Here is a 24,303-nt window from a genome sequence, read left to right on the forward strand (position 1 = left end):
CGAATAGTGTAATGGTATAAAGTTAAAAATCACATTTTCAGGTGTTTAAATTGTATGTGTGGTGTGTCTGAATTTTGAAAGAGTTTGAATGAATAGAGGAAGGTAACTGCCCGCTTTCAACGGAGATTTGGTCAACAACTCCGCCATGAAAAAGCCTCAGACTCCTACGTTCACCGCCGCGCCGCTCGTTGTGCCAGCCCATCTGTATGGGGGGCGCCCGAGCGGCGCGGCGGTGCTGTAAGGAGAGCATTCGTCGGAGCTGATTCTACCTCACGCGTCTTCCTCTTTTCCACAAATTCCCATGAAACACACTGTACCTCTGCTGCGGCAAGCTGTTGGGCTGACGCTGCTTTCTGCTCTGCCGTTGGGCGCTACGCCGGCGCTGGCTTACATGCCTAGCGCCTCCATCGGAGTGCTGGCCAACGTGCCAGTAACGGGCCGTATCGTTGATGAAAAAGGAGCCGGTATGCCCGGCGTCACGGTGGTTGTGAAAGGTACTTCCATTGGCACCTCTACTGATGGCGACGGTAACTTTTCCCTGTCGATGCCCGACAACGCCACAGCGCTGCTCATCTCCTTTATCGGCTACAAGTCGCAGGAAGTGCCGGTGGCGGGCCGCACGTCGTTCAGCATCACGCTGGCCCCCGACGCCGCGGCTCTGGATGAAGTAGTAGTAACCGGCTACCAGACCCAGCGCAAAGCCGACCTGACCGGTGCCGTGGCGGTAGTGAAAACCGAGGAAATCCGGGACATGGCCTCCAATGACGTGACCCGCAACCTGCAGGGCCGCGTGGCGGGGGTGAGTATTACCACGGATGGTGCGCCGGGCAGCTCGGCCACAGTACGCATCCGTGGCTTCGGTACGCTCGGCAACAACGACCCGCTGTATGTTATCGACGGCATCCCGACCAAGGAAGGCATCAACCAGATCAACCAGAACGATATCGAGAACATTCAGGTGCTGAAAGACGCCTCGGCGGCCAGCATCTACGGCTCGCGGGCTGGAAATGGCGTTATCATCATCACGACGAAAAAGGCCAAAAAGGGCGCCACCAAAGTAGACTTCTCAACCTTCTTCACGCTCCAGACGCCAGGCCCGAATATCAAGCTGCTCAACACCCTGGACTACGGCCGCGTGTACGGCCAGGCCGCCATCAACGATGGTACCAACCCCAGCCTGCCTTACTACAACTTCCAGACGAGCTTGGACGGCAACGGCCGCCGCGTGCTGAACGGCGTGACCGTGCCGGAATTCATCGACGCAGAAAAGACCCAGCGCTCCGCTGATACCGATTGGTTTAAGGAAACGCAGCATAATGCCCTGATTCAGAGCTATAACCTGAGCGTAAGCAGCGGCAATGAGCGGGGCGGGGCGTTGTTCTCGCTGAACTACTACGACAACAGCGGCACGCTGAAGTACACCGACTTCGACCGGTACACGGCCCGCCTCAACACCGACTATAACTTCTTGGACGGCAAGCTGAAAATCGGGGAGAACCTGACCGTAGTGAAGTCGCAGCGCGCCGAGTTTGACTTGAATCTGGTGCGCGACCGGACCACGCAGCTGCCCTCCATCGTGCCGGTGCATACCGTGGATGGCGTGGGCTGGGGCGGCCCCGTAGCCGGCATGAGCGACCGGGACAACCCCCTGCGCCTGCTGAAAGATAACGAGCAGAACCGCTCCAATACGGGCCGCGCCTTCGGCAACCTGTTTGCCGATGCCGAAATCCTGAAAGGTCTGCACCTGCGCACCAGCTTCGGCATCGACTACAGCATCTATAAGTACCGCCAGATCTATAAGACGTACCGGGCAGGCTTCCTGTCGGAGCAGAACAACCGCGTGACCGTGAACGACCGGTTTTGGGGCAACTGGGTGTGGCAGAATACCTTGAACTACGACATGCTGCTGGCTGGAAAGCACCAGCTGGGCTTTGTAGCCGGTACGGAGCGCATCAGCTACTACGACGAAAGCTCGTACGCCTCGCGCACCAACTTCGCCAGCGAAGACCTCACTTACGCCTACCTCGACGCCGGCGCGGCCAACAAAGACAACGGCGGTGGTGCTACCGCTTACCGGCTGGCGTCCACGTTCGGTAAAGTCAATTACTCCTTCGCCGATAAATACCTGCTGTCGGGCACGTTGCGGCGCGACGGTTCCTCGCGCTTCGGTGCCGATAACCGCTTCGGTATTTTCCCGGCCGTATCGGCGGGCTGGCGCCTGAGCGAGGAACTGTTTGTAAAAGACAGCGCCCCGTTCTTTTCCGACCTGAAGCTGCGCGCTGGCTGGGGCCAAACCGGCAACCAAGACATTGCCAATTTCGCCTCGCGGGGCCTCTACCAGTCGCTGCTGGGCACCATCGACCCCAACTTCGAGTATGACCGGGGTACGGCCTACGACATCTACGGCAACGACACCAACCTGCCCTCGGGCTACCGCCGCTTCCAGCGCGCCAACCCGGCCCTGAAGTGGGAAACCACTACCCAGACCAACGTGGGCCTGGACTTCGGGCTGCTCCAGAACCGGCTGTCGGGCTCCGTGGATTACTTCGTGAAGAAGAGTGAGGACATCCTAGTGAATCTGCCGTACCTGGCGGTAGTAGGGGAGGGTGGTGACCAGTTTGTGAACGGCGCTTCCATCGAAAACCGGGGCTGGGAGTTTGTGCTCGGCTATCAGAACGAGCTGACCAACGGCCTGACCTATACCATCTCCGGCAACCTCTCGACCTACCGCAACGAGCTGACGTTCCTGCCAGCAGAAGTAATCAACGCCTATGGTGGCAACGGCCAGGACGTCACGCGGCTGGGCCACTCCATCAACGCCGTGTACGGCTATGTGGCAGATGGTCTGTTTCAGAACGAAGGCGAGGTGACCGGCCACGCCACGCAAGTAGGCGCTGCTCCCGGCCGCATCCGCTACAAAGACCTGAACGGTGACGGCAAAGTGGACAACTTCGACCAAACCTGGATTACGGAAGGCGTCCCGGATTTCAGCTACGGCCTCAACCTGGGCGCCGGCTACAAGGGCTTTGACCTGCAGCTATTCTTCCAGGGCGTGCAGGGCATTGATGCCTTCAACAACGCCAAATTCCGCACCGATTTCGCCTCGCTGGCTTCCGGCGAAAACTGGGGCGAGCGGCTGCTGGACGCCTGGACGCCGACCAATACCGGCTCTACCATTCCGGCCGCCACGCTCATCAACACCAACAACGAGGGCCGCGCTTCCACCTACTTCATCGAAAACGCTTCCTACATGAAGCTGCGCAACCTGCAGCTGGGCTACTCGCTGCCGGCCAGCTTCGTGAGCCGCATTAAGCTACAGGGCGTGCGGGTGTATGTGCAGGGCCAGAACCTGTTCACAATCAAGAGCAAGGAATACACTGGCGCCGACCCCGAGGTGACCAACTACCAGTATCCGGTGCCCCGCATTTTCTCCACGGGTCTGAACGTTTCTTTCTAATCACTGCCAACACCACTTCCCATGAAACTCTTTAAATCCAGCGTGTTGGCCGTTTCCTTGCTCACGCTTTCCTTCGGCTGCTCCGACAAAGACTTCCTTGATGTGCAGCCCATCGGAGCCCTGAGCGACGAGCAGCTGAACACGCCTGCCAATATTGAGAAGCAAGTAATTGCGGCCTACTCGCAGCTCGGCAACGACGTGTACCGCGCCCCCTATACCAGCATGTGGCCCTACGGCAACGTGCGCGCCGGCGACGCCTACAAAGGCGGCAACGGCACCGCCGACGTAGACGCCTTCCACTTTTATGAGACGTTCAGCTTCAACCGCGTCGATGTGGGCAACACCGACGAGCTATGGTTTCTGATCTACATTGGTGTGTCGCGCTGCAATGATGCCCTGCGCCGCCTCGATGCCGTGGATGCTGCCGCCATGCCTACCAAGGCGGTGCGCCAGGGCGAGGTACGCTTTCTGCGGGGCCACTACTATTTCCTGCTGAAAGAGTTGTTCAAGCGGGTGCCCTACATCGACCAGACCGTGCCCACCGAGCAGTACGCCACGATTTCAAACGTAGCGCTAAGCAACGACGAGTTGTGGGGCAAGATTGCCGATGACTTCCGCTTTGCGGTGGCCAACCTGCCGGATACCCAGCCCGAAATCGGGCGCGCCAACAAGTCGGCGGCACAGGCCTATCTGGCCAAAACGCTGCTCTACCAGGCTTATGTGCAGAGCGACAACCACGCCGTCACTAGCATCGACCAAGTAAAGCTGAACGAGGTGGTGACGCTGACCAACCAAGTAGCTGCCTCAGGCAAATACTCGCTGCACGCCGACTACGCCACCAACTTCCTGACCGCCGGCGACAATGGGTCGGAGTCGGTATTTGCCATCCAGTTTTCGCGCAACGACGGAACCCCCAAGGGCCGCACCGACCGGGGCAACTGCCTGAATTACCCCATGAACCCCGACTATGGCTGCTGCGGGTTCCACCAGCCTAGCCAGAACCTGGTGAATGCCTACAAAACGGATGCCCAGGGCCTGCCACTGTTCACCACGTTCAACAACTCGGACCTGGTGACACCTGCCGACTTCCAGAACAACGCGGTAGACCCACGCCTCGACCACACCGTGGCCATTCCGAGCCACCCTTACAAGTACCTTCCCACGTTCGTGTTCGAGAATTCCTGGCTTCGCGACCCAAACACGTACGGCGTGTATATGTCGATGAAAGAGAATGTGTTGCCCTCGGATCCCAGCTTCCAGAAAACGCCGCCGTTCATGACGTCGTCGAAGAACTGGGCCATCATCCGCTACGCCGATGTACTGCTCTGGAAAGCCGAAGCCCTGATTGAGCTGGGCCGGCAGTCAGAAGCCTTGCCTATCATCAACCAGATCCGGCAGCGCGCCGCCAACAGCACCGCCCGCCTGAAAAACGCCAGCGGCGGCAACACCTCCAACTACCGCATTGGCCAGTATCCTTCCACCAACTGGACGCAACAGTACGCCCGCGAGGCCCTGCGCTACGAGCGTCGGATGGAGTTTGCCATGGAGGGTTTCCGCTTCTTCGACCTCACACGCTGGGGCATTGCGGCCAATACGCTGAACACCTATTTCGACCGGGAAAAAACCAAGCGCCTGTACCTGCAGACGGCGCGCTTCACACAAGGCCGCGACGAGTACCTACCCATTCCCATCAACCAGATCAACTTCAGCAAAGGCCTGTACAAGCAGAATCCGGGCTGGTAGTCAGGCTCTGATATATAGGTAGTGGCTTGCTGCAACACGCTGCTACCGGTATGCTCCACTGCTCCAGCCGCTTGGCTGGGGCGGTGTTGAGCTTCTCCTCTTACAAAGTTCAACCTGTGGCCTTCCATAAAGCTGCAGCCTAACATGACCGCCGTGAAAAACAGCAACGTATTCTTTTGGTCCCTGGTGGTGGCGCTGGGCGGCTTCCTGTTCGGCTTCGACACGGCCGTTATTTCCGGGGCCGAGAAAGCCATTCAGCAGCTCTGGGGGCTGAGTGCCGTGGAGCACGGCTTCACCATTGCCGTGGCTCTGATTGGTACCGTGTTCGGGGCCATCTTCGGCGGCATTCCGTCCGACAAGCTGGGCCGCCGTCAGACCCTGATCTGGATTGCGGTGCTCTATTTTGTGTCGGCCATTGGGGCAGCCGTTACGTCTAGCTGGGTGGCCTTCATGCTATTCCGGTTCCTGGGCGGGCTGGGCGTAGGCGCGTCGTCGGTGACGGCGCCGCTCTATATTTCCGAGGTGTCACCGGCCGAGAAGCGGGGGCAGATGGTAGCTATGTTTCAGTTCAACATCGTGTTTGGCATCCTGGCCGCCTACCTCTCCAACTACCTGCTGACCGGCGTGGGCGAAAACGACTGGCGCTGGATGCTGGGCGTGCAGGCCGTGCCGGCGCTGGCGTTTTTCCTGCTGCTGTTCCGCGTGCCCGAAAGCCCGCGCTGGCTGTTGGGGCAGGGCCGCGTGGAGGAAGGCCGCCAGGTTTTCCAGCGCATCAACCCCGCCACCGCCGACCAGGAGGTGACCAATGTGCTGACCTCCAACGCCTCCGACGATGCCATGGTAGGCGGCCGTTCGTTGTTTGCGCCGCAGTACCGCACCCCGGTTATACTGGCCGTGCTGTTTGCCGTCTTCAATCAGGTGTCCGGTATTAATGCTATTATCTACTTCGCGCCGCGTATTTTCGAAATGACGGGCTTGGGCCAGGGTGCGGCGTTGCTCTCGTCGGCGGGCATCGGGCTGGTGAACTTCGCCTTCACGCTGCTGGCCCGGCAGGTCATCGACCAGTTTGGGCGCCGCAAGCTGATGCTCATCGGCTCGTTTGGGCTGATTGCCACGCTGGGCCTGGTGTCGTGGGCCTTTTACACGCAGAGCTTCAGTGCCTTGAATGGCATGCTGGTGCCGGTACTGCTGTTCGTGTACATTGCCTTTTTCGCCTTCTCACAGGGCGCGGTTATTTGGGTGTTCATCTCGGAAATCTTCCCTAACACGGTACGCGCCAAAGGCCAGGCGCTGGGTTCCAGCACGCACTGGGTGATGGCCGCCATTATTGCCTTCGCCTTTCCGCCGCTGGCCGAGAAGCTGGGCGGCGGCCACACCTTCGCCTTCTTCTGCGGTATGATGGTGCTGCAATTGCTCTTCGTGTGGCGCATGATGCCCGAAACCAAAGGCACCAGCCTTGAACAGCTGGAAAAAACGCTCGTTATCCACTGAGTAGAGCTTAGAAGTGAGAACAAAGAGCTTAGATATCGTCGGTATTAGTCTCTGAATTCTCCTTTCTGCTCTTGCGTTTTCTAAGCTCTAAATTCTAATATCTCATGTCTAATAAGATAGCCTGCTTCGGCGAAATCCTGTGGGACGTGCTGCCAACCGGCAAGCAGCCCGGCGGCGCGCCCTTCAACGTGGCCGTGCACCTGCACCAACTCGGCCAGTCCGTGGACCTCATCAGCCGCGTCGGCGACGACGACCTGGGCTCGGAGCTGCTCGATTTTGTAGCGTCCAAAGGCCTTCGCACCGACTACGTGCAGCTCGGCAAAACCCACCTTACCGGCGTGGTGAAAGCCAATGTAGACGACGCCAACGAGGTGACGTACAAGATTGTACAGCCCGTAGCCTGGGACTATATTCAGTACGATGCAGAGCTGGAAACCCTAGTGGAGCAGGCTGAGGTGTTTGTGTTCGGTAGCCTTGCCGCCCGCCAAGCCGGCACCCGCGAAACGCTGTACCGCCTGCTCGAACACGCCAAGTTCAAGGTGTTCGACGTGAACATGCGCCCGCCGCATTACAGCAAGGAAGTGGTGAAATACCTGCTTGAAAAAGCCAATCTGGTGAAAATGAACCACCACGAGCTGGCCGAAATCATGGCGTGGTTTGGCGAAGAAACCGACCGGCCCACTGCTATGCGCTGGCTCGCCAACCGCTTCGATTTGCAAGCCGTGTGCGTAACCTGCGGTGCCGATGGGGCCCTGCTCTGGACCAACGACCAGCTCTACCGCGCCCCCGGCGTGGCCGTGGAAGTGAAGGACACCATCGGCAGCGGCGACTCGTTTCTGGCGGCGCTTCTCAAAGGCTGGCTGGCTGGCCAGGAGCCCGGCGAAATGCTGCGTTTCGCTTGTGCCACCGGCGCGCTGGTCGCCACCCACCAGGGGGCCACGCCTGCCTTCACCGAAGCTGCCGTGCAGGAGCTACTGGCCGCACAGGCGGCATAGCTCCTGGGAATTCCCAATAGCACATTCCAGTACCTCTCAATTCCCGCCTTCACCTATGAAATATCCGCTTCTCCTGGCGCTGGCCGCGGCCAGCCTCACCGCGTGCAACCCCGACACCAAAACGACTGACACGGCCGCCACGACACCCGTCGTCACTGCAAAGGCCCCAGCCGACTCAGTGCCACCTGCCACGCCACAGTACCGCCCGGCTTTCCATTTCAGCCTGGCCAAGATGTGGATGAACGACCCCAACGGCATGGTGTATCTTAACGGCACCTACCACCTGTTCTTTCAGCACTACCCCGGCGGCATGGAGTGGGGTCCAATGCACTGGGGCCACGCTACCAGCAAGGACCTGGTGAGCTGGCAGGAGCAGCCCATTGCGCTGTATCCCGATTCGCTGGGCTGGATATTCTCGGGCAGCGCCGTTATAGACAAGGATAACACGGCCGGTTTCGGCCAGAACGCCATGGTGGCCATATTCACCCACCACAACGACCCCGAGGAGAAAAAGAAAACCAACAAGCACCAGTACCAGAGCCTAGCCTACAGCCTCGACGAGGGCAAAACCTGGAAAAAATACGACGGCAACCCCGTACTGCCCAACCCCGGCATTCAGGATTTCCGCGACCCGAAAGTGAGCTGGAACGAAGTAGCCAAGAAGTGGGTGATGACCCTGGCCACCAAAGACCGGATTACGTTCTATTCGTCGCCTAACCTGAAAGACTGGACCAAGCTCAGTGAGTTTGGCGAGAAGCTCGGTGCCCACGGCGGCGTGTGGGAATGCCCCGATTTATTTCCGCTGACGCTGAACGGCAAAACCCACTGGGTGCTGCTGGTGAGCATCAACCCCGGCGGGCCTAACGGTGGTTCAGCCACGCAATACTTTGTGGGCCAGTTTGATGGCAAGACCTTCACGCCCACTACCACCACCCAGAAATGGGTAGACTGGGGCAAAGACGACTACGCCGGCGTGACCTGGGACGGTACCGGTGCCCGCAAAATCTTCCTGGGCTGGATGAGCAACTGGGAGTACGCCAACCAGGTGCCCACTTCGCCCTGGCGCAACGCCATGACCGTGCCGCGCGACCTAGCCCTCAAGCAAATCGGCTCAGAAATCTACCTGACGTCTACGCCGGTGAAGGAAGTAGCTACGCTAGGCCAAACCGGCCAGTCCCTGAAAAACCTAGTGGTGAAGTCAGAATTGAGCTTAACTGACAAAATCCCGACTCTGGCCCAACAGTTTCAACTGAAGGTGAGCACCAAGCAGCTCCAGGATTTCGCGCTGGTGCTGGGCAATCCCAAAGGCGAGGAACTGGTCATCGGCTACGACAAGCAGGCCAACCAATATTACATCGACCGGAGTAAAGCCGGCCAGATGGCCTTCAGCGACAAATTCGCGGGCCGCCACCCAGCCCCGCGCCTGGCCACAACTCCCGCCGCTGACCTTACGCTGCTCTTCGACGCTACCTCGGTGGAAGTATTTGCCGACGGCGGCCTTACCACCATGACCGAACTGTTCTTCCCCACGCAGCCTTACACTACGCTCAAGCTGAAATCAGCCAGCGGCCTTACCCTGGACAACCTGACGTACACTTCACTCAAGCCAGCTACGAAGTAACTTTTTCACGGAAGCCAGGTCCGATAGGGCCTTTCGTGGAATCGAGAACACATAAAAACAGCCACTCGCCTTTCGGGGCGAGTGGCTGTTTTTATGTGAGCGAGAAACGAGGTTCGAACTCGCGACCCTCAGCTTGGGAAGCTGATGCTCTACCAACTGAGCTACTCTCGCTAATGAATGTTGGTGAACAAAAGTACGTGGTGGAAATCAATTTGCAATCTTGGTTCGTATCACCCAATGGAACGGGTTGGCTTTTTAGCCTAACATACGTGTCGTTACGAAACAGCGTCTGACAGGTGCGGCGCAATCTTGATGCTCGGGTTCCTGCTTGACCACTATGCACGATGCCTGCCGCATCCCAGAGAAGGTATTTTATGGCTCCGTTACCCCCCGTTACCCGCCGGATTGTGGGTATGATGAACGTACTGGCTGGCTTTATGCTGCTGACGGCGCTGGCCCTGCGAATGGGCGTGACTTATGTTGCGTATCAGCAAGCAGGAATGGCCGCGCTGTACAATCAGCAGTTCTTTATCAGTCTATTGTTATTGGCTGGCGGCATGTTTCTACTGCGCTATGGCTGGCGGCTACTACGACGCAACAACAACATTATCGATTAGGCGGAATGGCTTGGCTGCTCAGGAAGGGTAGCAGATACGGCAGGACCCCGCTTACCTTTGTTGCTCCCCTTGCCTTCTGCGTATGTCTTCGCCGCTTACTATAACTCTAGCCAAACGAACCGCTGACGTTGCGGCGCAACTCGCGTCCATTGGCCGTCAGACCTTTCTGGAAACGTTTGCTGCTGACAATCAGCCAGCCGATATGGCGGAGTACCTAGAGGAGAATTTCACGCCTGAAAAGCAATTGGAAGAACTACAGGACGCGAATACCCTGTTTTTGCTGGCGCGTATGAACCAGCAGTTGGTGGGGTATGCCAAGCTGCGCCTGCACTCCCAACTAGGAAATCACCCTGACAGAACGCCAGAAGAGCGGCTAGAAATAGAGCGGCTGTACGTGCTGGAAGACTGGATAGGCACTGGTCTAGGGGCTACCATGATGTGCCGGGCGCTGGAAGAAGGGCGGCAAAACCGTTGCCGGGCCGTGGTGCTGGGCGTGTGGGAGAAAAACGTGCGCGCCTTAGAATTCTACAGGCGCTTCGGCTTTAAAGTCATTGGAGAGCATGAGTTTGTACTAGGAACTGATGTGCAGAACGACCTGATACTGCGTAAGGGATTGTAGCTGGTCAGGCAATGTGCCTGCCAAACGCCTCCCTATACCTCTTGCCGTATCTTCGCCTATTCGTCATTCAGTCGCCCGCGTGATTCCAGTCCGACCTTCCTTTTTTTTGCTCCGTATCCAGCCGCGCGCCTGGCATCTGCTACTGCCGGTGCTGGCCGGCGGAATACTGGGATGTTCGCCTGACTCGGGACAGAAAGCAGCAGTACAGCTGCCTACTGGGCACTACGAAGGAACCGTGGCGTATCAGGATACTGAGCTGGCAGTAGCACTGGACCTGCGCGAAGTAAGTCCAGGTCGGCTGGAGGCTGATGTGCGCTTTGCGCAGAACGAAGGGCTTAGCTTCCCGGCAGAAAACCTGCGCTATACTGAGCCGCAACTGCTCTTGGATAGTCCGGCCGGCGGAAGCAGCATTTCTGCCATCCGGGAAGGAGATTTTCTGCGGGGCGTATTCAGGCTAGATACCATTAAGGCCGACTTTGTGTGGGTGCGCCGTGGCAAAGCCTTGCCGCGTGCGTACCAGATAAAGCAGCTACCAGCCTCAGCCGCTGCTCAGGGCCTGCCCTCCCTAACGTTACTCATCCCGCAAGACACGCTGGCTACCCATCCGGCCGTAGCGTTGTTCGCAGAGCCGGCTACGCAGCCTGCTGCCAGATTACGGGCTGCACAGCTGGCCGGGCAAGGATTTGTTACTACTGTAATTGCGCTGCCCCACGCGCAGCAGCCCGCAGATTCAGCCATGTTGCAGTCGGCGGTACGCGTGTTGCGGGCACTGCGTCGGGAGCCTGCCGTAGATACTATGCGGATAGGACTGTGGGCGCGTGGAACTACAGCTGCTGTAGTTCCGGCAGCTGTGCTGGCGCAGCCCAAAGCCGCGTTTGTAGTGCTGGAAAATGCGTCTATCACCTCACTGGAAGAGGCCAGACCTTTCCAGTTGCTCAGCCGCCACAGAATACCGGTTCTGGGCCTATATGCCGCCGCCGATACGTCGCTGAATGCAAAGGACAGCGCCCGCCGACTACGAAATGCAGTGGGCAGCCGGCGTGGCACCCAAGTCCGGTCTTTCCCCAATGCGGATACACATTTCCTGCTACCTGGCCAAGGCAGTGCGGATGGCAAGTGGACCTGGCCAGCATCGGCCCCTGGCTACCTGCAATCCATTGCCGATTGGCTGAAATAGCACTAATGGCCGGCCATAATGCCGCGCCAGCTATGTAGGCAGAAGAGGGTGCTGAACCTTCCTCTATAATACCAGAAGCCCTTTTTCGCGTAGCAGCAGCCACGCCGCCGACTCCAGAAACCGCTCAAACGAGTGGCCGGTTGGAAAGGTGCGGGCAGCATCTTTGAGCAGCACTTTCGTGTCGTAGTCGGCTGTCAGGTCCGTGAGTAGCGTGTGTAGCCAAGGACCCACAGTTGCGGGTACGGACACTTCAAAATCTTCGGCCTGCTCGTAGAACGTCAGCACGGCCCGTGGGCCTTTTTTGCCATTCTCCTGCCGCAGTTCCGGCGCATTTCCGAGCCAAAACAGGCGCTGGTTTTGCTTGGCGAAGTCAGGTTTGGTGGGCTCCTGCAGTGCCTGCTGAACGAGTTGGCGCGGTACAGTAGGCTTGGGCACCCGGAAATCAAACCAGAAGCTGAGCGGCTCGTGCAGGGCCACACCGTGCAGGTAATTATAGAGGGCCTTGGCCAGCCCGGCCCCAAATTGCTCGTGGTTGGCGCCGGTAGGGTCGTCGTGCCACAGGTCGTTCCAGGCGAACGGGCCGGGCTCGGGGCCCACTGCCGCTACCTGATACTTCGCCGGGTTTTTGCCAACTGGTGAGTGAGCCGTCATCGAGAAGCGGTGCCAGTAGCCGCTTTGCACGATACCAGCCGCGAATAGCTGCCGCACCACTTCCAAGCTGTCCACCGTTTCTTGGGCAGTTTCGGTCGGGAAACCATACATCAGGTAGGCATGCACCATGATGCCGGCCTGCGTGAAACCGTCCGTCACGCGGGCTACCTGTGCAATAGTGACGCCCTTTTCCATCAGGGCCAGAAGCCGGTCGGAAGCCACTTCCAGCCCGCCGCTCACCGCAATACAGCCCGATGCGGCCAGCAAGCGGCACAGGTCGGGTGAGAATGTTTTCTCGAAGCGGATGTTGCCCCACCACGTGATGCTCACGCGCCGTTTCAGCAGTTCAATGGCTAGGTCACGCAGTGCCAGTGGCGGCGCGGCCTCATCTACAAAGTGAAAGCCAGTCTGGCCGGTCTGGGCAATGATTTGCTCAATCCGGTCGACGAGTAAAGCTGAAGGCGCGGTTTCGTAGCGCGAAATGTAATCCAACGTGACGTCGCAGAACGAGCAACGCTTCCAATAGCAGCCGTGCGCCACCGTAAGCTTGTTCCAGCGTCCGTCGCTCCAGAGCCGGTGCATCGGGTTCAGCACCTCAATCACCGATAAGTATTCGCTCAGCGGCAAGTCGGAGTAGTCCGGCGTGCCTACTTCAGGGTGCGGAATGTCAGGAAAAGGCTGGTTGATGTACTCTACTTCGCCCGCGGCATTGCGCAGAAAAGTGCGCTGGAAGGGGAGGGGTAGTGGCTTTGAAATGTTCGTCCGCTCTCTTATGCAGTCATGCTGAGCTTGCTGAAGCATGTCTACCGCTTCCCCTACCACGATTGAGTTAGTCAGAGGTAGAGATGCTCCGGCAAGCTCAGCATGACGATATACTGACTCCGGCTGACCTTCTTTTTCCTCGCCCAGCCATTCCAGCAACCGCAACCAGGGGCCTTCGCCGTCATCCAGCGTCAGAAAGTCAATATAGTCGAAGAAGCGGGGCTCCCGGATCTGGCGCAGCTCGGTGTTGGGGTAGCCACCGCCCATGAGTGTGTGGGTGTTCGGGCTGAGTTGCTTGATGCGCCCCGCCAGCCTTAAGGCTCCGTAGAGGTTGCCAGGGAAAGGAACCGTGAAGCCGACAACATTCGGCTCAGTACGGACCAACAACTCGTCCAGCAGTTCCTGCAGCATGCGGTCCAGCAGATTGGGCGGCGCCTGCAGTGCCTCGTGCAGCTCATCAAACGTAGTGGCCGACATAGCCAGCTTTTCGGCGTAACGCGAGAAGCCGAACTGCGGACCCACCGTTTCTTTAATCAGGTCACCCAGGTCTTCGAGGTAGAGCGTAGCGAGGTGGCGGGCTTGGTCGGTGAGACCCATCGTGCCGAAAGCGGCTTCCAGGTCGGCAACATTGTCGAAGCGGCTGGCTTCGGGCAGGAAGCGGCTATGGCAAATGCGAGGAGCCAGCGTATTATCCTTGTTCTGCAGAAAGCGCACAACAGGCCCGATGGTGCTCAGGTAGCTGTTTTTGAGCCGCAGCATCCGGCGGGCGTTGTTGCTCAACTCAAACGAGCCGGCTTCGATTTCCGTAAAAACCTGGCTCAGTCCCGCCTGCGAAAATAACTTCAGCACCAATTCCAAACCCAAATCAGCCTGCGCAACTTGGTAGCCGCGCCCACTTAGAAAGCCCTTGATGTAGGCCGTGGCCGGGTACGGCGTATTGAGCTGCGTGAGCGGCGGCGTAATGAGCAGGATGCGAAGCGGAGACGTAGACACGGGAGCAACAACCGCAACACTGCGGTAAAGGTGCCGCAAAGGTACGGCGGGCTTGGGTAGCACCTGCGGCGCAGGTAGGCTATCGGCTCATTTTCATCAACGAGGGGTTCAGCCGCAGATACACCTGGGCCGAAACGGGTGTTGAGCCGTAATACGCTTTGAGTTCAGCATCGGGGCGGTACACGGTGGCTTGGGCCCCAAACGTGAGGTCAGTTTTGGCTATCTGGGCCACGCGGTAGTTTGCTCCCAACGTTAGGGCATGTACGTTGTAGTTAGTGTGCCCTTCCTGAGCACCAAGGCGCGGAATCTGCAGTTCCTCGTCCGACTTCTGCACGAACTCATAGCGCCCGTACACGGCCGGCTTGCCTAGCTGCACGTTGGTTTCGGCTAGCACGGAGTGGGCGGCCGGGTCGGTGTGGCCGTCCGAAACGTGCTGGTTCATGCCCCATACCAGTGCCGATGTGATATATCGGTAGTCGCCCCATTGGCTGCTCTGGATGATGGATGCCGTGGTCCGCTTCACGTCTTCATCTACGTGCAATTCTTCGGGACTTTTGATGAAGGCTCGGCTGACCTGCAGCGCCAGCCCGGCCGTGGGGTTCCAGTTGAGGCGTCCAGCCCAGGAGTCCGCGCGGGGTTTGTCGAAGCCGTAGCGGTGCTCGTCGGGTTCCCGGCCTGTAAAGTTGGAGCCTTCCAGCTTAAACTGCTTATAGCGCACTCCCAGCGTAGCTACTCCAAAAGCAATGTGCGTGGCATCCTGCCAATGGTGGCCCAGCGCCGCGTCGGGGTTGGGCATGGCCGAAATACGGTGCATAAAGGCCACCGGCCCAATGGCCGGCTCGCCGGGGTAGCCAACGTACGCCGTCAGGTCCACATCATCCGACAAGGCCTGCGTGTAGCCTATGCTCAGCGCCGAAAACAGGTCGTGCGGGTGCTGGCGGTCAACCAGAGGCTGACCTTGATACGCTTCGCCGCTCTGGAACAACAAGGGGTAGCCATTGCCGCCTTCCGTGAGCGGGTCCAGCGAAATCATAGCCGTTAGGTTGAGCAAGCCTTTCTGCCCGATGGGACGCTGGGCCATGGTCATCACCCAGTTGGGCGCGTCGAAGGTGCTGCCGCCGCGCTGCCCACTGCTGCGGCCCAGGTTCTGGCGAGTGTAGCGCACATTAATGGCGCCGTGGTTCATCACCATCCAGCTGCCGTGGTGGCTCATCCACATGTACATGGGAGTATTGTCGGGGTTCCAGGCCGTGCCGGAGCCGTTGCGGCTCATCGGCAGCCGGCGCGAGTAGGCATGGCTCATTTCATCCATTGCCATTCCAGCGTGTCCCATAGCACCATGGTTCATACCAGCGTGCCCCGTGTCGCTGTGGTTCATACGGGTGCGGCTGGTATCGGTGGGAGTGGTGCCGGGCATCTGGTTGCCCTGATGCTGGCTATGGTCCATCGGCGCGGCGCGACGGGTGGTATCAGCAGATGCGGGCTTGGGCGGGGCCATCTGATGGCCTTCGTGCTGGCTGTAGCCCACAGTACTGGCGAATGGCAGCAGGGCTAGAAGAAACAGGGTGCGCTGGGAACAGGCCATAGAAAAACCGGGGTATTGCAGAGAAAGAACTCCTTGCAATACCCCGGTGGGCAGTCATTGGTTATACAGAATCCGGCTGCTGTGCGTACGAAACTCGGCAAGCCGGCTGTTGGGACGTTTTACGCCAGTTGGTCCAGCGAAAGGCGCTTGGGCAGCAACTCGCGGCGGAATTCGCTGACGGAACGGCCCGTTACCTGGCGGAACTGGTTGCTCAGGTGTTGGCCGGAGCTGTAGCGCATCTGGTCGGCAATTTCGCTCAGCGTCATTTCATTGTAGCTGAGCATTTCCTTTACCCGCTCAATTTTCAGTCGGATCAGGTATTTTTCAATGGTCAGGTTGGCTGTCCGCGAAAATACTTTGCTCAGGTGCGAATACGTAGCAGCAAATCGGTCGGTAAGAAATGCCGATGTGGTGAGCGGCATACGGGCCGTACGGAGGTGCTCCAGATATTCGACCAAGGCACCTTTAATTTGTTCGGTCATCTGCTCGGCCCGGCCCATCAGGACATCAAAACCTGCTTCGCGTAGCAGCGGAGCTACTGCGGCGGGGTCGGCGGGCGTATGCTCGTCGAGGTGGGCCTCGCCTAGCGTTACTTCGGTGGGGCGGTAGCCGGCTTTCTCAAGTACGGTACGGACGGCTTCCACGCAACGCGGGCAAACCATGTTCTTAATATGAAGCAGCGTTGTTTTCACGGGTTATGATGTTTTTCGGACCGCGTTACTGTACGCGTAGGTTTACGAACGGTTGCCGTTGCTACGGCAGGTCGGCGCTTCCGGTTGGTTTCCGGTGCAGATTCGGCCCAGCCTTTGCCAAACCAGTTGGCGGCTGCCCAGCTCACGAAAGGCACCACTCCCAGAAAAGTAACCGACAACAGCCAGAAAAATACGAAAAAAGCACCGAATAATCGCCCAAAGAATCCGTCGGCCGCGCCGAACAAGTACCCAACCAGCGCCAGCGCCATTGCAAGGCTCACGGCGGCTATAATCCCGGCCCGGCGCAGCAGGTGCGGGTAGTTGAAAGTAGGAGTGGGACGGGGTTTCATAGGCAACGCAAGGAAGGCAAATATACCAGTTCTGGTTTTTGGCTGCCAACTTGGCTGACAGCACCGCAACAACACGCGGCTGTTTCTGCCGTACCAACATTCGATTATCTTGCGTGCCAACCGCTACACTCTCCACTTCTTTCCGCTTATGAAACGTCCTCTGCTGCTCAGCCTGCTGGCTGCCACCACGCTGTTTTCCGCCTGCAACACCGGTACTTCTACTGGTGATACGAATGTGGAAACCGGTGCCTACAAGACCAAAAACCCCGACCCAGGCCAATCCACTTCCTCCGATTCGGCTACGGCCGGCCTGCAGCGCGACACCACCAACACCCCCACCGGCCGCCAGGTATATGAGAAGGCCGCCGATGCCAAAGACCGTAACCGCGACGGAATTGCTGATTAGCTTCTGCATTTCCCGCAAACAAAACAGCCGGCCCCTCAGGGGCCGGCTGTTTTGTTTGCGGGAAGCAAAAACCGTAGGCTAGTAAAACACGAAGCCGTTCGGGAGCAGGCTCACATTGAATGAGTCGATGGCAGTGCCTGTAGGCTGGTAGCGGATGAATTTGCCGGTGCCGCTGTAAGGCGCAATAGAACCGTAGATTGTGTTATCGGCTGGGTCGATGTTGAAGCCATAGAAGCTGCGCCGGATCAGGGGCGTGGTAGGCAGTGCAGCCGCGCCGGTGCTCATTTGGTACACAGCTCCTCTGTAGCGGTAGTAAAGCTGGGTTTTGGTGCTGTTCAAGCGTAGCTCCGAGGCGCCGCCACTAGTGAAGGGTAGTACCAGAGAAGCTGCCGGAGTAGTCGTATTGAGCTTTATCAGGTTGGCCGGAGTAGAGGAAAGCACCGGATAAGGCGCCGTAGTGCCGTAGCGCGTGATACCGCCGCATAGCACCCAAATGGCCCCCGTCTGGTCCTGTACCAAGCTAGTAGGACCGTCCTGCACTGGCAGCGTGGCTTCTACCACATCGGTAGCCGGATTGATTACGCTGACCGTGTTTTCGTCGGAGTTGGCCACGTACACTTTGCCGTTGGCTAGCAACATACCTTCAGGCTGGCGGCCTACTGCAATAGTTTTGGTGATGGTGTTGGTGCGCGTATCGAGTACGGCCACGCGGCCAGTGCCGCCTAAGGCTACCCACTCACTGATGTATACTTTGCCCGCGGCAGCGGCTATGGCATAACGCGGCTGTTCTAGTCCGGTTACGGTGGCAACCGCCGCAAACGTGCGCAGATTAATGACTTCTACCTTTTTGCTGTTGTTGACCACCACGTACCCCTGCTCGTCCACCACCAGCATCGACTGTACCACGTCGCCCAAGTCGCGCTGGTTCACGGTGCGGAAGGTGCTGTTGTCGATGACCGAGCGGGACGTTTTACTGAACAGGCTGACCTCGCCGTTGGGCGTGCCATACTGGCCTTCGTTCAGTACAAATACGTTGCTACCGTCTTTGCTGAGGTTATAGATAGGGGAGGTTTCGTCGTCGGAGTCGCAGCTGGCGAGGGCAAGGGCGCCAAAGCCGGCGAGGAACAGGCGGCTGAACAACGGAAAAGTGCGATACACTGGCAGCATAGAAAAGAAAGTTGGAATGAGAAAACTGGGTTAGCGCCACATCAGGCGTAGGCTCAGGCTGCCCCAGCGTGGAGGCATGGCCCGCGCTTCATACACTTGATAGTTGCGGTTCGTAAGGTTGAAGCCTTGAGCTGCTATCAGCAGGCCCAAAGAGGAACTGAGCTTTAGGGTGTAACCCATGGTGGCGTTCAGCAGCAGATAAGCCGGCAGTTGCTGGCCATTGCCCGAGTAAATGGAGCGTGAACCGGTGTAGCGCAACGTGGAAGAAAGCTGCCAGTTGCGCCAGTTCTGGTCGGTAGTGAGAGCCGCGCTGTGCAGCGGCACATAGGCCAGTTGCTTGCCAGGAGCCAGCTGGTCGGCCGCGTCGCCCTTGGTTTTCTCCGACTGCGTCAGGGCATAGCTCGCCCGGGTACTGAGGCGGTAGCGCCCCAACTGCCACTTGACCTGCGAACTGGCTTCTATGCCCTGCGCGCGTACCTGGCGTAGGTTACGAGGGGTGGTGTAGCCGGTGCGCGGGTCCGAGGTCCATTCTACCCAGTTGTCTACTAGCTGGCGGTAAGTCGTCAGCTCCGAGGTCAGGGCTAGCTGCGGGGTTGTTGCGTAGCTGTGCTGGAGGCCCAGTTCGTAACCGTAGCCACTTTCCGGAAGAAGGTTTGGGTCGCCGCCCTGGGGCCAGAACCGCTCATTTAGGGTAGGGGCACGGTAGCTGCGCGAGGTGCTGGCTTTGAGAGTAAGCTGCTGCCGGGTGGTCTGCCACACCTGCCATTCGGTGCCTAGTGTAGGCGTAAGTGGGACTGTGCGGCCCGGTAATACGGCTTGGCGCAGGTTGGCCGAGATACGTAAACCAGGGCGCGGGTCGTAGCGAAATAAGGCATAGCCAGCAAAGCGGTTTTCGGTTACTTCGCGGCGGTACAATTGCGGCTCCACAGCAAAATGCTGCGCTTCTACCCCGGCCCGCAGGCTGGCTCGGGTGCCAAAATTCACGGTGTGGTCGGCCTGAGCCTGGGTGGTGTGCACCGTAGAGTTGCTGCTCGTAGCGTCGTTACGGAAGTTGAGCACGTCTTCAAACCACGCTACTTTCACACCTGTCTCATGGCGGCTAGCCACGTGCCGGTAGCCGGCGAGTAGCCGCCGACTCTGGTCCCATTGCTGGGCGTGTGTATTGGCCGAGCCGATAGATGGCTGAATCTGGCGGTCGGCATCCGTGAGCCACGCCGAGGCCTGCACTTCGCCACGTTGGCCTACCCGCAGCACAATATCCTGCGCGAGGCTCCATTGGCGCAAAGCTGCGTTTTCCTGGCGGCGGCGCACTAGGCCGGTTATTTCGCGGGTAGAGTAGGGGAAATCATTGTCAGCAGTGCGGTACGAGGCCGCGGTGCGCACGGCAATGCGCTGGTTGCTGAAGCTGCCTTCCACACTACCCGCTTGCAAGCCGTAGCTGCCAGCATCGGCCTGGACCGTGCCTCGCAACCCTGCGCCCCATACGACCCCCGATGACAACAGCACCGTGCCACCCACTGCGCCCGTGCCATACGTAGCACCGGCCGGGCCGTGCTGCACTTCGGCGCGAGTATTTGCGCTCAGGGGTAATAGTGAAAAGTCCGTTTGCCCAAGTGTAGGCAGCATCACATTGAAGCCGTTCCAGAGCACCGCTGTATGTTGCGCCGCCGTGCCCCGAATAGAAATAGAAGCCAGCTGTCCTGGCCCGTATTCTTTCAGATACAGCGGCGTTCGGGAAGCCAATGCTTCTGCCAGCGTGCTGCCGGTCGGCAATACGGCGCCGGAATCCAGTACCGCTGTGACGCGGCTGCCCACTGCAAACCGGCTGGGGCGCACGCCCTGTACCCGCACTGCTGGCAGGCGCTGGACAGAATCGGTAAGAGGGGAGGAAGTTGGCTGCGCGAAGGCTACACCGGCAAACAGCAGAAGGCCTGCCAGCAGCAGCGCGCTTCGGTAAGGCTGGCACAACCAAGCCAGGCAGTGATGCCAGATACAGGACGCAAACACTCGAACCAAAATTTCCGAACCAGGAAAATTCAGTTCAAAACTTCAGGCAAGGAATTCCAAAGCCGGAACGCCACCCCAAAGCCGAGGCCGAAAACAGAAAATCAGGCTGCTACTAGAGCGGCCACTGCATTCATTCTCCGCCCTTCCACCGAAGGCGCTGAACATAGGAATTGCAAAGGCAGGTCTCCTGGCTTGCTTCGGGTACGCCGCCTTCCCATTTCTCGGGCCCGCACCAAGTGCAAGCTTTCTTCGAAACAGTGGCAGCTGAGGCGTACCAACTCATGAAGCGTACAGTTGCGGGGACAGCTCCGGAATTGAACCGGATTCCCTTTTCAGCCTCGCCCCGCAATTGGGGTCCGGCCACCTCTACAGCCGCGAAGGTAAGGCAATAAATTGGGAGAAATCAAAAAGCTGATGCGCGTAATGGCCAGTACTGACTTCCTACCGTACTGCCGTTGTTGTATTCTGCCTTCTTTATTCCCGTTTTTGCTTTGACCAAAATCCTGCCTCTCGAGTTTTACCAGCGCCCCGACCCTGTACAGATAGCACAGGACCTAGTAGGCAAGCACCTGTACACAAGAATTGATGGCGTGCTGACTGGTGGCCGTATTGTGGAGACGGAAGCATATGCTCACGTTAACGATTTGGCCTGCCACTCGCACTTGGGGCGCTATACTGCCCGCACCAAGGTGATGTATGAGCCCGGCGGCATAGCCTACGTGTACCTCATTTATGGCCGCTATGCCCTGTTCAATATCATCACCAACGAAGCTGGCAAAGCCGATGCCGTCCTAATTCGGGGGCTGGAACCACTAGAGGGAATCCCGGAAATGCTGTTGCGGCGCGGGTTGCCGGGCGTGCAGCGTAACCTCACGGCCGGTCCCGGCCTGCTGACCCAAGCGCTGGGCATTAGCACCAAGCACTACGGCACCGACCTTACCGGCGGCACTATCTGGCTGGAAGACGATCAGGAAGTAGTGCCCTCTGATCAAATTGTGGCCAGTCCGCGGGTTGGCATCGACTATGCCGGTAGTGATGCGGCGCTGCCTTGGCGGTTTCGGCTGGCAGGTAGTAAGTGGGTGAGCCCGGCGAAATAGAGGTTGTAGATCAGGAAGTCGGCTACTCAGATAAGGTACAGCGCCTCCTGCCGGCTCGCTGCTTTACAGCTTCTCGCACACCAGCACCATCAGCTTGCCCTCCAGATTGGTGGTGGCAAAAAGATAGATTTCACCTCCCTCACGAATGCCTGTGCGGTGCCGAAACTCCGCTACAGTATCCGGGAAGTTGCGGGTCGTCACGTGGGCACGGCCATCAGTACCTAAGTGCGCTTTGAGTGCCACACCATCATACTTTTCCACGGCTCGAATGCGGAATATGCGCCCCGGGAAGTCTGTGCGCAGTACGTCGGACGTGTAGAGGTGGCTGTGCTGGTGCAGCTTCAGCAGCTCAAACGCCGTTCCGACACTGCGAAAACCGCCCGCCTTCAGCACCGCCACATTGGGCTCGTAGAGGTACTGCTGCGGCTCGGCGTAGCGCGGTATAGCGCGGGCTTCACGGGCCCGGTTCATTCGGAATTCCTGCTGCGTACCGTCGCGGCGCAGGTTCACAGTGTAGCGCTCCGGGTCTACGGCTGGCTCAGGGCCCAGCTCATACAGTACTTCCTTGCACTCATTGTCCACGGCTACCACCCAAAGCCGCCGCACCTGCCGCAACTCCAAGATGGCCTGCTCTATATCGAGCATGGGGGAGGTTTTGAGCAATACCCGACGGCCCTTGTGCAGCAGCAGCGGCATCAGGCGCAGTACATCCGGCTCACAGTCCTGTAGCCGAAAAATCTTGCGTGCTGCCGTGTCGCGTCGGGCTGGGTCGAGGTAAATCCAGTCGAAGGTATCGGGCGTACTGCGCAAGAAGTTCACCGCGTCTACGGCATGGTACTGCACATTCCGGACACCCAAGTGGGTCAGGTTAAAGCGAACCACTTCCGCTAAAGCGGCATTGCGCTCCACGTAATGCACTTCTGCCACCTGCTCGGCGAAACACGACACATCTACCCCAAAGCCACCGGTAAGATCTACCAGCCGCTGCCCGCTCACCAACGACGCTTTGAAGGCAGCCGTGCGGGCCGAGGAAGCTTGCTCTACGGAGAGGGCCGGCGGAAAAATCAGGTCAGGATTGTCGGCCCAGGCCGGAACCTTGGGGCGGGCTTTTTGGCGGGCCTGAATCTGGCGAACCAGATCAGGGATAGGCAAACCCGGATAGCGCCGGGCCTGCAATGCTAATTGAGCGGGGTCGTCGTGCAGGTGTTCAGCAACATACTGCCGGGACGCCGCGGGAAGCGGAAATTCCATGAACTACTCGTACGAACAAACAAACAGGCGGTTCGCCTGAACTATGACTTAGCGTAGCTGCCAGCGCAATGCTAGTTGTGGCTGCCCGGTCGGAGCTACTGCCAATCCCACGCCTGAGGGCATCAGGCGCTGCAGCACACCGGTGTCATGCGCCGAAGATAGGCCAGCATTGTGTGCATCTACAGCCCGCTGGAAATGCTCGTTGGTGTGGCGCGTTATAAGAATGTTCGACAGCAGGCTGGCCGCGGCAATACCCACCGTCACTTTCTGCGGATTGCTGAAGTAATGCTGCTCACCACTTCCGCTAAATGTTTGGGCGCCATACACCGCAATAGAACCCACAAACGTCAGCCGCTCAGCCAGAAATATCCATTTCTGCCGACGGTAGCGGTTCAGGTTGCGCAACGCTTCCTGGTTGTCAGCCAAGTACGGCCGCAGTTTCTGGCCGAAATAGCCCGCGTTCTGGTAGTCAGAATCCGCCGGATTTGCCTTCGGTGAGAAATAAAAGTTCTTCTGAACCCCGTTCAGGCTTCGCTCCTTGTCTTCGGGGCTTAGCTGAATAGGAGTGCCTGTTTGCCCCATGGCGCTACCCGCCAACAGACTTAGCAACACAACCAAAGAAGGGCGGAATACCCGCGCCAGGGGCAAAGCAGAATGATACATAAAAGCAAATATAGTGAACTGCTACCAACCGGAATCATGCTGTTTAGCAGAAGATTCCGGAAGCCAACCCAACAAAAGTCGAGAGCGTTACGTTCTGTCGGCAGTCATTCAATCAACCGAACCTATGAAAACCCTCGTCCCTACCTTCCGACACTTGTTGCTGGCGGCTGCGCTGCCAGCTGCCTTTGCCTTCTCAGCCTGCGGCGATGATGACCCGGACCCAGTTCCGGTTGTAGATCAGGGCAAGGTGCTGATATCACACGCTGCCGCTTCGGCCAACACGCAAGTGAAAGCGCTGATTAATGATACGGAAGTTGGCCAGTTGAATTATGGCCAAAGCAGCGGCTATCTGAACGTGAATGCTGGAACGCCAACGCTGAAAATCAACAACAGCGCCAACCAAACGGCCGCTTCCCAGACCATTACTATTGCCAAAAACCTGAATTATTCGGCGTTTGCTTATGCCCCCACTGCTTCCACAGTAGGGCTGCTGCAGGTTACCGATGACTTGACCGCTCCGGCTTCTGGCCAAGCCAAAGTGCGCGTAGTGCATCTGGCACAGGGTGCTCCTGCTACAGTAAAACTCTCCCAACAAACCATAACTGGTCCTGTAGACATTCCAAGCGTGACGGCTACGTTCCCAGCATCGGCCACGGCCACCACGTGGGCATCCAGCTTCGTGTCGGTGCCGACTGGTACTTACAACTTGTTGGTTACTAGCGGCTCACCTTCGGTAACAGTGGTTGCTGTCGGCGACGGCACCGGCACAGGCGTGAATGGTACGGCTACGGCTACAGCTACCAAAAACTACGAATCCGGCAAGATTTACACGGTGCTTGTACGCGGTATTGTCGGTAGCATCGATCCGGCCCTGCAGCCCCGAGCTGTCGTTATTCAGCATAACTAGTTCTGGTTTCTCTTGTAATTGCTACAACCGGCTGCTCCTGTGGGGCAGCCGG

The 24,303-nt window shown here is 58.5% G+C and carries 19 protein-coding genes, 1 tRNA gene and 1 riboswitch; of the genes, 11 read left to right on the forward strand and 9 right to left on the reverse strand.

Features of this window, described 5'->3' with window-relative positions; translation table 11 throughout:
* Positions 1 to 301: 301 nt before the first annotated feature.
* From H4317_RS03210 to H4317_RS03230, 5 genes are all read left to right on the forward strand, one after another.
* Complete coding sequence (locus tag H4317_RS03210; RefSeq protein WP_185888747.1) at positions 302 to 3,457, forward strand: SusC/RagA family TonB-linked outer membrane protein; 3,156 nt, start codon at positions 302 to 304, stop codon at positions 3,455 to 3,457.
* A 21-nt stretch (positions 3,458 to 3,478) separates the two neighbouring features.
* The gene (locus H4317_RS03215) at positions 3,479 to 5,200 is read left to right on the forward strand and encodes a RagB/SusD family nutrient uptake outer membrane protein (RefSeq protein WP_185888748.1); all 1,722 of its coding nucleotides are present in this window, start codon (positions 3,479 to 3,481) and stop codon (positions 5,198 to 5,200) included.
* 144 nt (positions 5,201 to 5,344) lie between these two features.
* Positions 5,345 to 6,691 carry a sugar porter family MFS transporter gene (locus tag H4317_RS03220; protein ID WP_185888749.1) on the forward strand — a complete coding sequence of 449 codons (1,347 nt, stop codon included), beginning with the start codon at positions 5,345 to 5,347 and terminating at the stop codon, positions 6,689 to 6,691.
* Positions 6,692 to 6,795: 104 nt separating this feature from the next.
* Positions 6,796 to 7,686: a carbohydrate kinase family protein gene (locus H4317_RS03225; RefSeq protein ID WP_185888750.1), complete on the forward strand. Its 891-nt coding sequence runs from the start codon at positions 6,796 to 6,798 to the stop codon at positions 7,684 to 7,686.
* Positions 7,687 to 7,741: 55 nt separating this feature from the next.
* On the forward strand, positions 7,742 to 9,307 hold the full coding sequence (locus tag H4317_RS03230) for a glycoside hydrolase family 32 protein (protein ID WP_185888751.1): 1,566 nt from the start codon (positions 7,742 to 7,744) through the stop codon (positions 9,305 to 9,307).
* Positions 9,308 to 9,405: 98 nt separating this feature from the next.
* On the opposite strand, the gene H4317_RS03235 is transcribed toward H4317_RS03230, so the two are convergent.
* Positions 9,406 to 9,478 (reverse strand) — tRNA-Gly (locus H4317_RS03235).
* A 203-nt stretch (positions 9,479 to 9,681) separates the two neighbouring features.
* Between H4317_RS03235 and H4317_RS03240 the strand changes: the two genes are divergently transcribed.
* The 3 genes from H4317_RS03240 (at position 9,682) to H4317_RS03250 (ending at position 11,720) form a co-directional block, all read left to right on the forward strand.
* Entirely contained in the window at positions 9,682 to 9,924 is a 243-nt protein-coding gene (locus tag H4317_RS03240; RefSeq protein ID WP_185888752.1) for a hypothetical protein, read from the forward strand.
* Between the two features lie 82 nt (positions 9,925 to 10,006).
* Complete coding sequence (locus H4317_RS03245; protein ID WP_185888753.1) at positions 10,007 to 10,543, forward strand: GNAT family N-acetyltransferase; 537 nt, start codon at positions 10,007 to 10,009, stop codon at positions 10,541 to 10,543.
* A 106-nt stretch (positions 10,544 to 10,649) separates the two neighbouring features.
* A complete protein-coding gene (locus H4317_RS03250; RefSeq protein WP_185888754.1) occupies positions 10,650 to 11,720 on the forward strand; it encodes a hypothetical protein in 1,071 nt (356 codons plus the stop codon).
* Positions 11,721 to 11,783: 63 nt separating this feature from the next.
* Here H4317_RS03250 and H4317_RS03255 read toward each other — a convergent pair whose 3' ends face one another.
* The 4 genes from H4317_RS03255 to H4317_RS03270 all read right to left on the reverse strand — a co-directional run bounded on the left by H4317_RS03255 (position 11,784) and on the right by H4317_RS03270 (position 16,753).
* Complete coding sequence (locus H4317_RS03255; RefSeq protein ID WP_260625800.1) at positions 11,784 to 14,126, reverse strand: B12-binding domain-containing radical SAM protein; 2,343 nt, start codon at positions 14,124 to 14,126, stop codon at positions 11,784 to 11,786.
* 79 nt (positions 14,127 to 14,205) lie between these two features.
* Positions 14,206 to 15,711 (reverse strand): hypothetical protein, encoded by a 1,506-nt coding sequence (locus H4317_RS03260; RefSeq protein ID WP_260625801.1) that lies wholly within the window; start codon positions 15,709 to 15,711, stop codon positions 14,206 to 14,208.
* Positions 15,712 to 15,830: 119 nt separating this feature from the next.
* On the reverse strand, positions 15,831 to 16,403 hold the full coding sequence (locus H4317_RS03265) for an AraC family transcriptional regulator (protein WP_185888755.1): 573 nt from the start codon (positions 16,401 to 16,403) through the stop codon (positions 15,831 to 15,833).
* The gene (locus H4317_RS03270) at positions 16,400 to 16,753 is read right to left on the reverse strand and encodes a DUF502 domain-containing protein (RefSeq protein ID WP_185888756.1); all 354 of its coding nucleotides are present in this window, start codon (positions 16,751 to 16,753) and stop codon (positions 16,400 to 16,402) included. The genes H4317_RS03265 and H4317_RS03270 overlap by 4 nt, the downstream gene beginning before the upstream one ends.
* Before the next feature lie 148 nt (positions 16,754 to 16,901).
* Between H4317_RS03270 and H4317_RS03275 the strand changes: the two genes are divergently transcribed.
* On the forward strand, positions 16,902 to 17,159 hold the full coding sequence (locus tag H4317_RS03275; RefSeq protein WP_185888757.1) for a hypothetical protein: 258 nt from the start codon (positions 16,902 to 16,904) through the stop codon (positions 17,157 to 17,159).
* A 78-nt stretch (positions 17,160 to 17,237) separates the two neighbouring features.
* Here H4317_RS03275 and H4317_RS03280 read toward each other — a convergent pair whose 3' ends face one another.
* Together H4317_RS03280 and H4317_RS03285 are read right to left on the reverse strand one after the other, a co-directional pair.
* Positions 17,238 to 18,326, reverse strand: coding sequence for a YncE family protein (locus H4317_RS03280; RefSeq protein ID WP_185888758.1), 1,089 nt, complete (start codon positions 18,324 to 18,326; stop codon positions 17,238 to 17,240).
* Positions 18,327 to 18,356: 30 nt separating this feature from the next.
* Positions 18,357 to 20,294, reverse strand: a complete 1,938-nt coding sequence (locus H4317_RS03285) for a TonB-dependent receptor plug domain-containing protein (RefSeq protein ID WP_185888759.1) — start codon at positions 20,292 to 20,294, stop codon at positions 18,357 to 18,359.
* Positions 20,295 to 20,493: 199 nt separating this feature from the next.
* Positions 20,494 to 20,716, reverse strand: a riboswitch (cobalamin riboswitch).
* A gap of 108 nt (positions 20,717 to 20,824) precedes the next feature.
* Here H4317_RS03285 and H4317_RS03290 point away from each other — a divergent pair.
* Positions 20,825 to 21,430 carry a DNA-3-methyladenine glycosylase gene (locus H4317_RS03290; protein ID WP_185888760.1) on the forward strand — a complete coding sequence of 202 codons (606 nt, stop codon included), beginning with the start codon at positions 20,825 to 20,827 and terminating at the stop codon, positions 21,428 to 21,430.
* A gap of 63 nt (positions 21,431 to 21,493) precedes the next feature.
* Here H4317_RS03290 and H4317_RS03295 read toward each other — a convergent pair whose 3' ends face one another.
* Both H4317_RS03295 and H4317_RS03300 read right to left on the reverse strand, forming a co-directional pair.
* Positions 21,494 to 22,681 (reverse strand): THUMP-like domain-containing protein, encoded by a 1,188-nt coding sequence (locus H4317_RS03295; protein WP_185888761.1) that lies wholly within the window; start codon positions 22,679 to 22,681, stop codon positions 21,494 to 21,496.
* A gap of 48 nt (positions 22,682 to 22,729) precedes the next feature.
* Positions 22,730 to 23,344 carry a hypothetical protein gene (locus H4317_RS03300; RefSeq protein WP_185888762.1) on the reverse strand — a complete coding sequence of 205 codons (615 nt, stop codon included), beginning with the start codon at positions 23,342 to 23,344 and terminating at the stop codon, positions 22,730 to 22,732.
* A 124-nt stretch (positions 23,345 to 23,468) separates the two neighbouring features.
* Between H4317_RS03300 and H4317_RS03305 the strand changes: the two genes are divergently transcribed.
* Complete coding sequence (locus tag H4317_RS03305) at positions 23,469 to 24,251, forward strand: DUF4397 domain-containing protein (RefSeq protein ID WP_185888763.1); 783 nt, start codon at positions 23,469 to 23,471, stop codon at positions 24,249 to 24,251.
* Positions 24,252 to 24,303 lie beyond the last annotated feature (52 nt).

This window comes from Hymenobacter sediminicola (assembly GCF_014250515.1).
Lineage (GTDB): Bacteria > Bacteroidota > Bacteroidia > Cytophagales > Hymenobacteraceae > Hymenobacter > Hymenobacter sediminicola.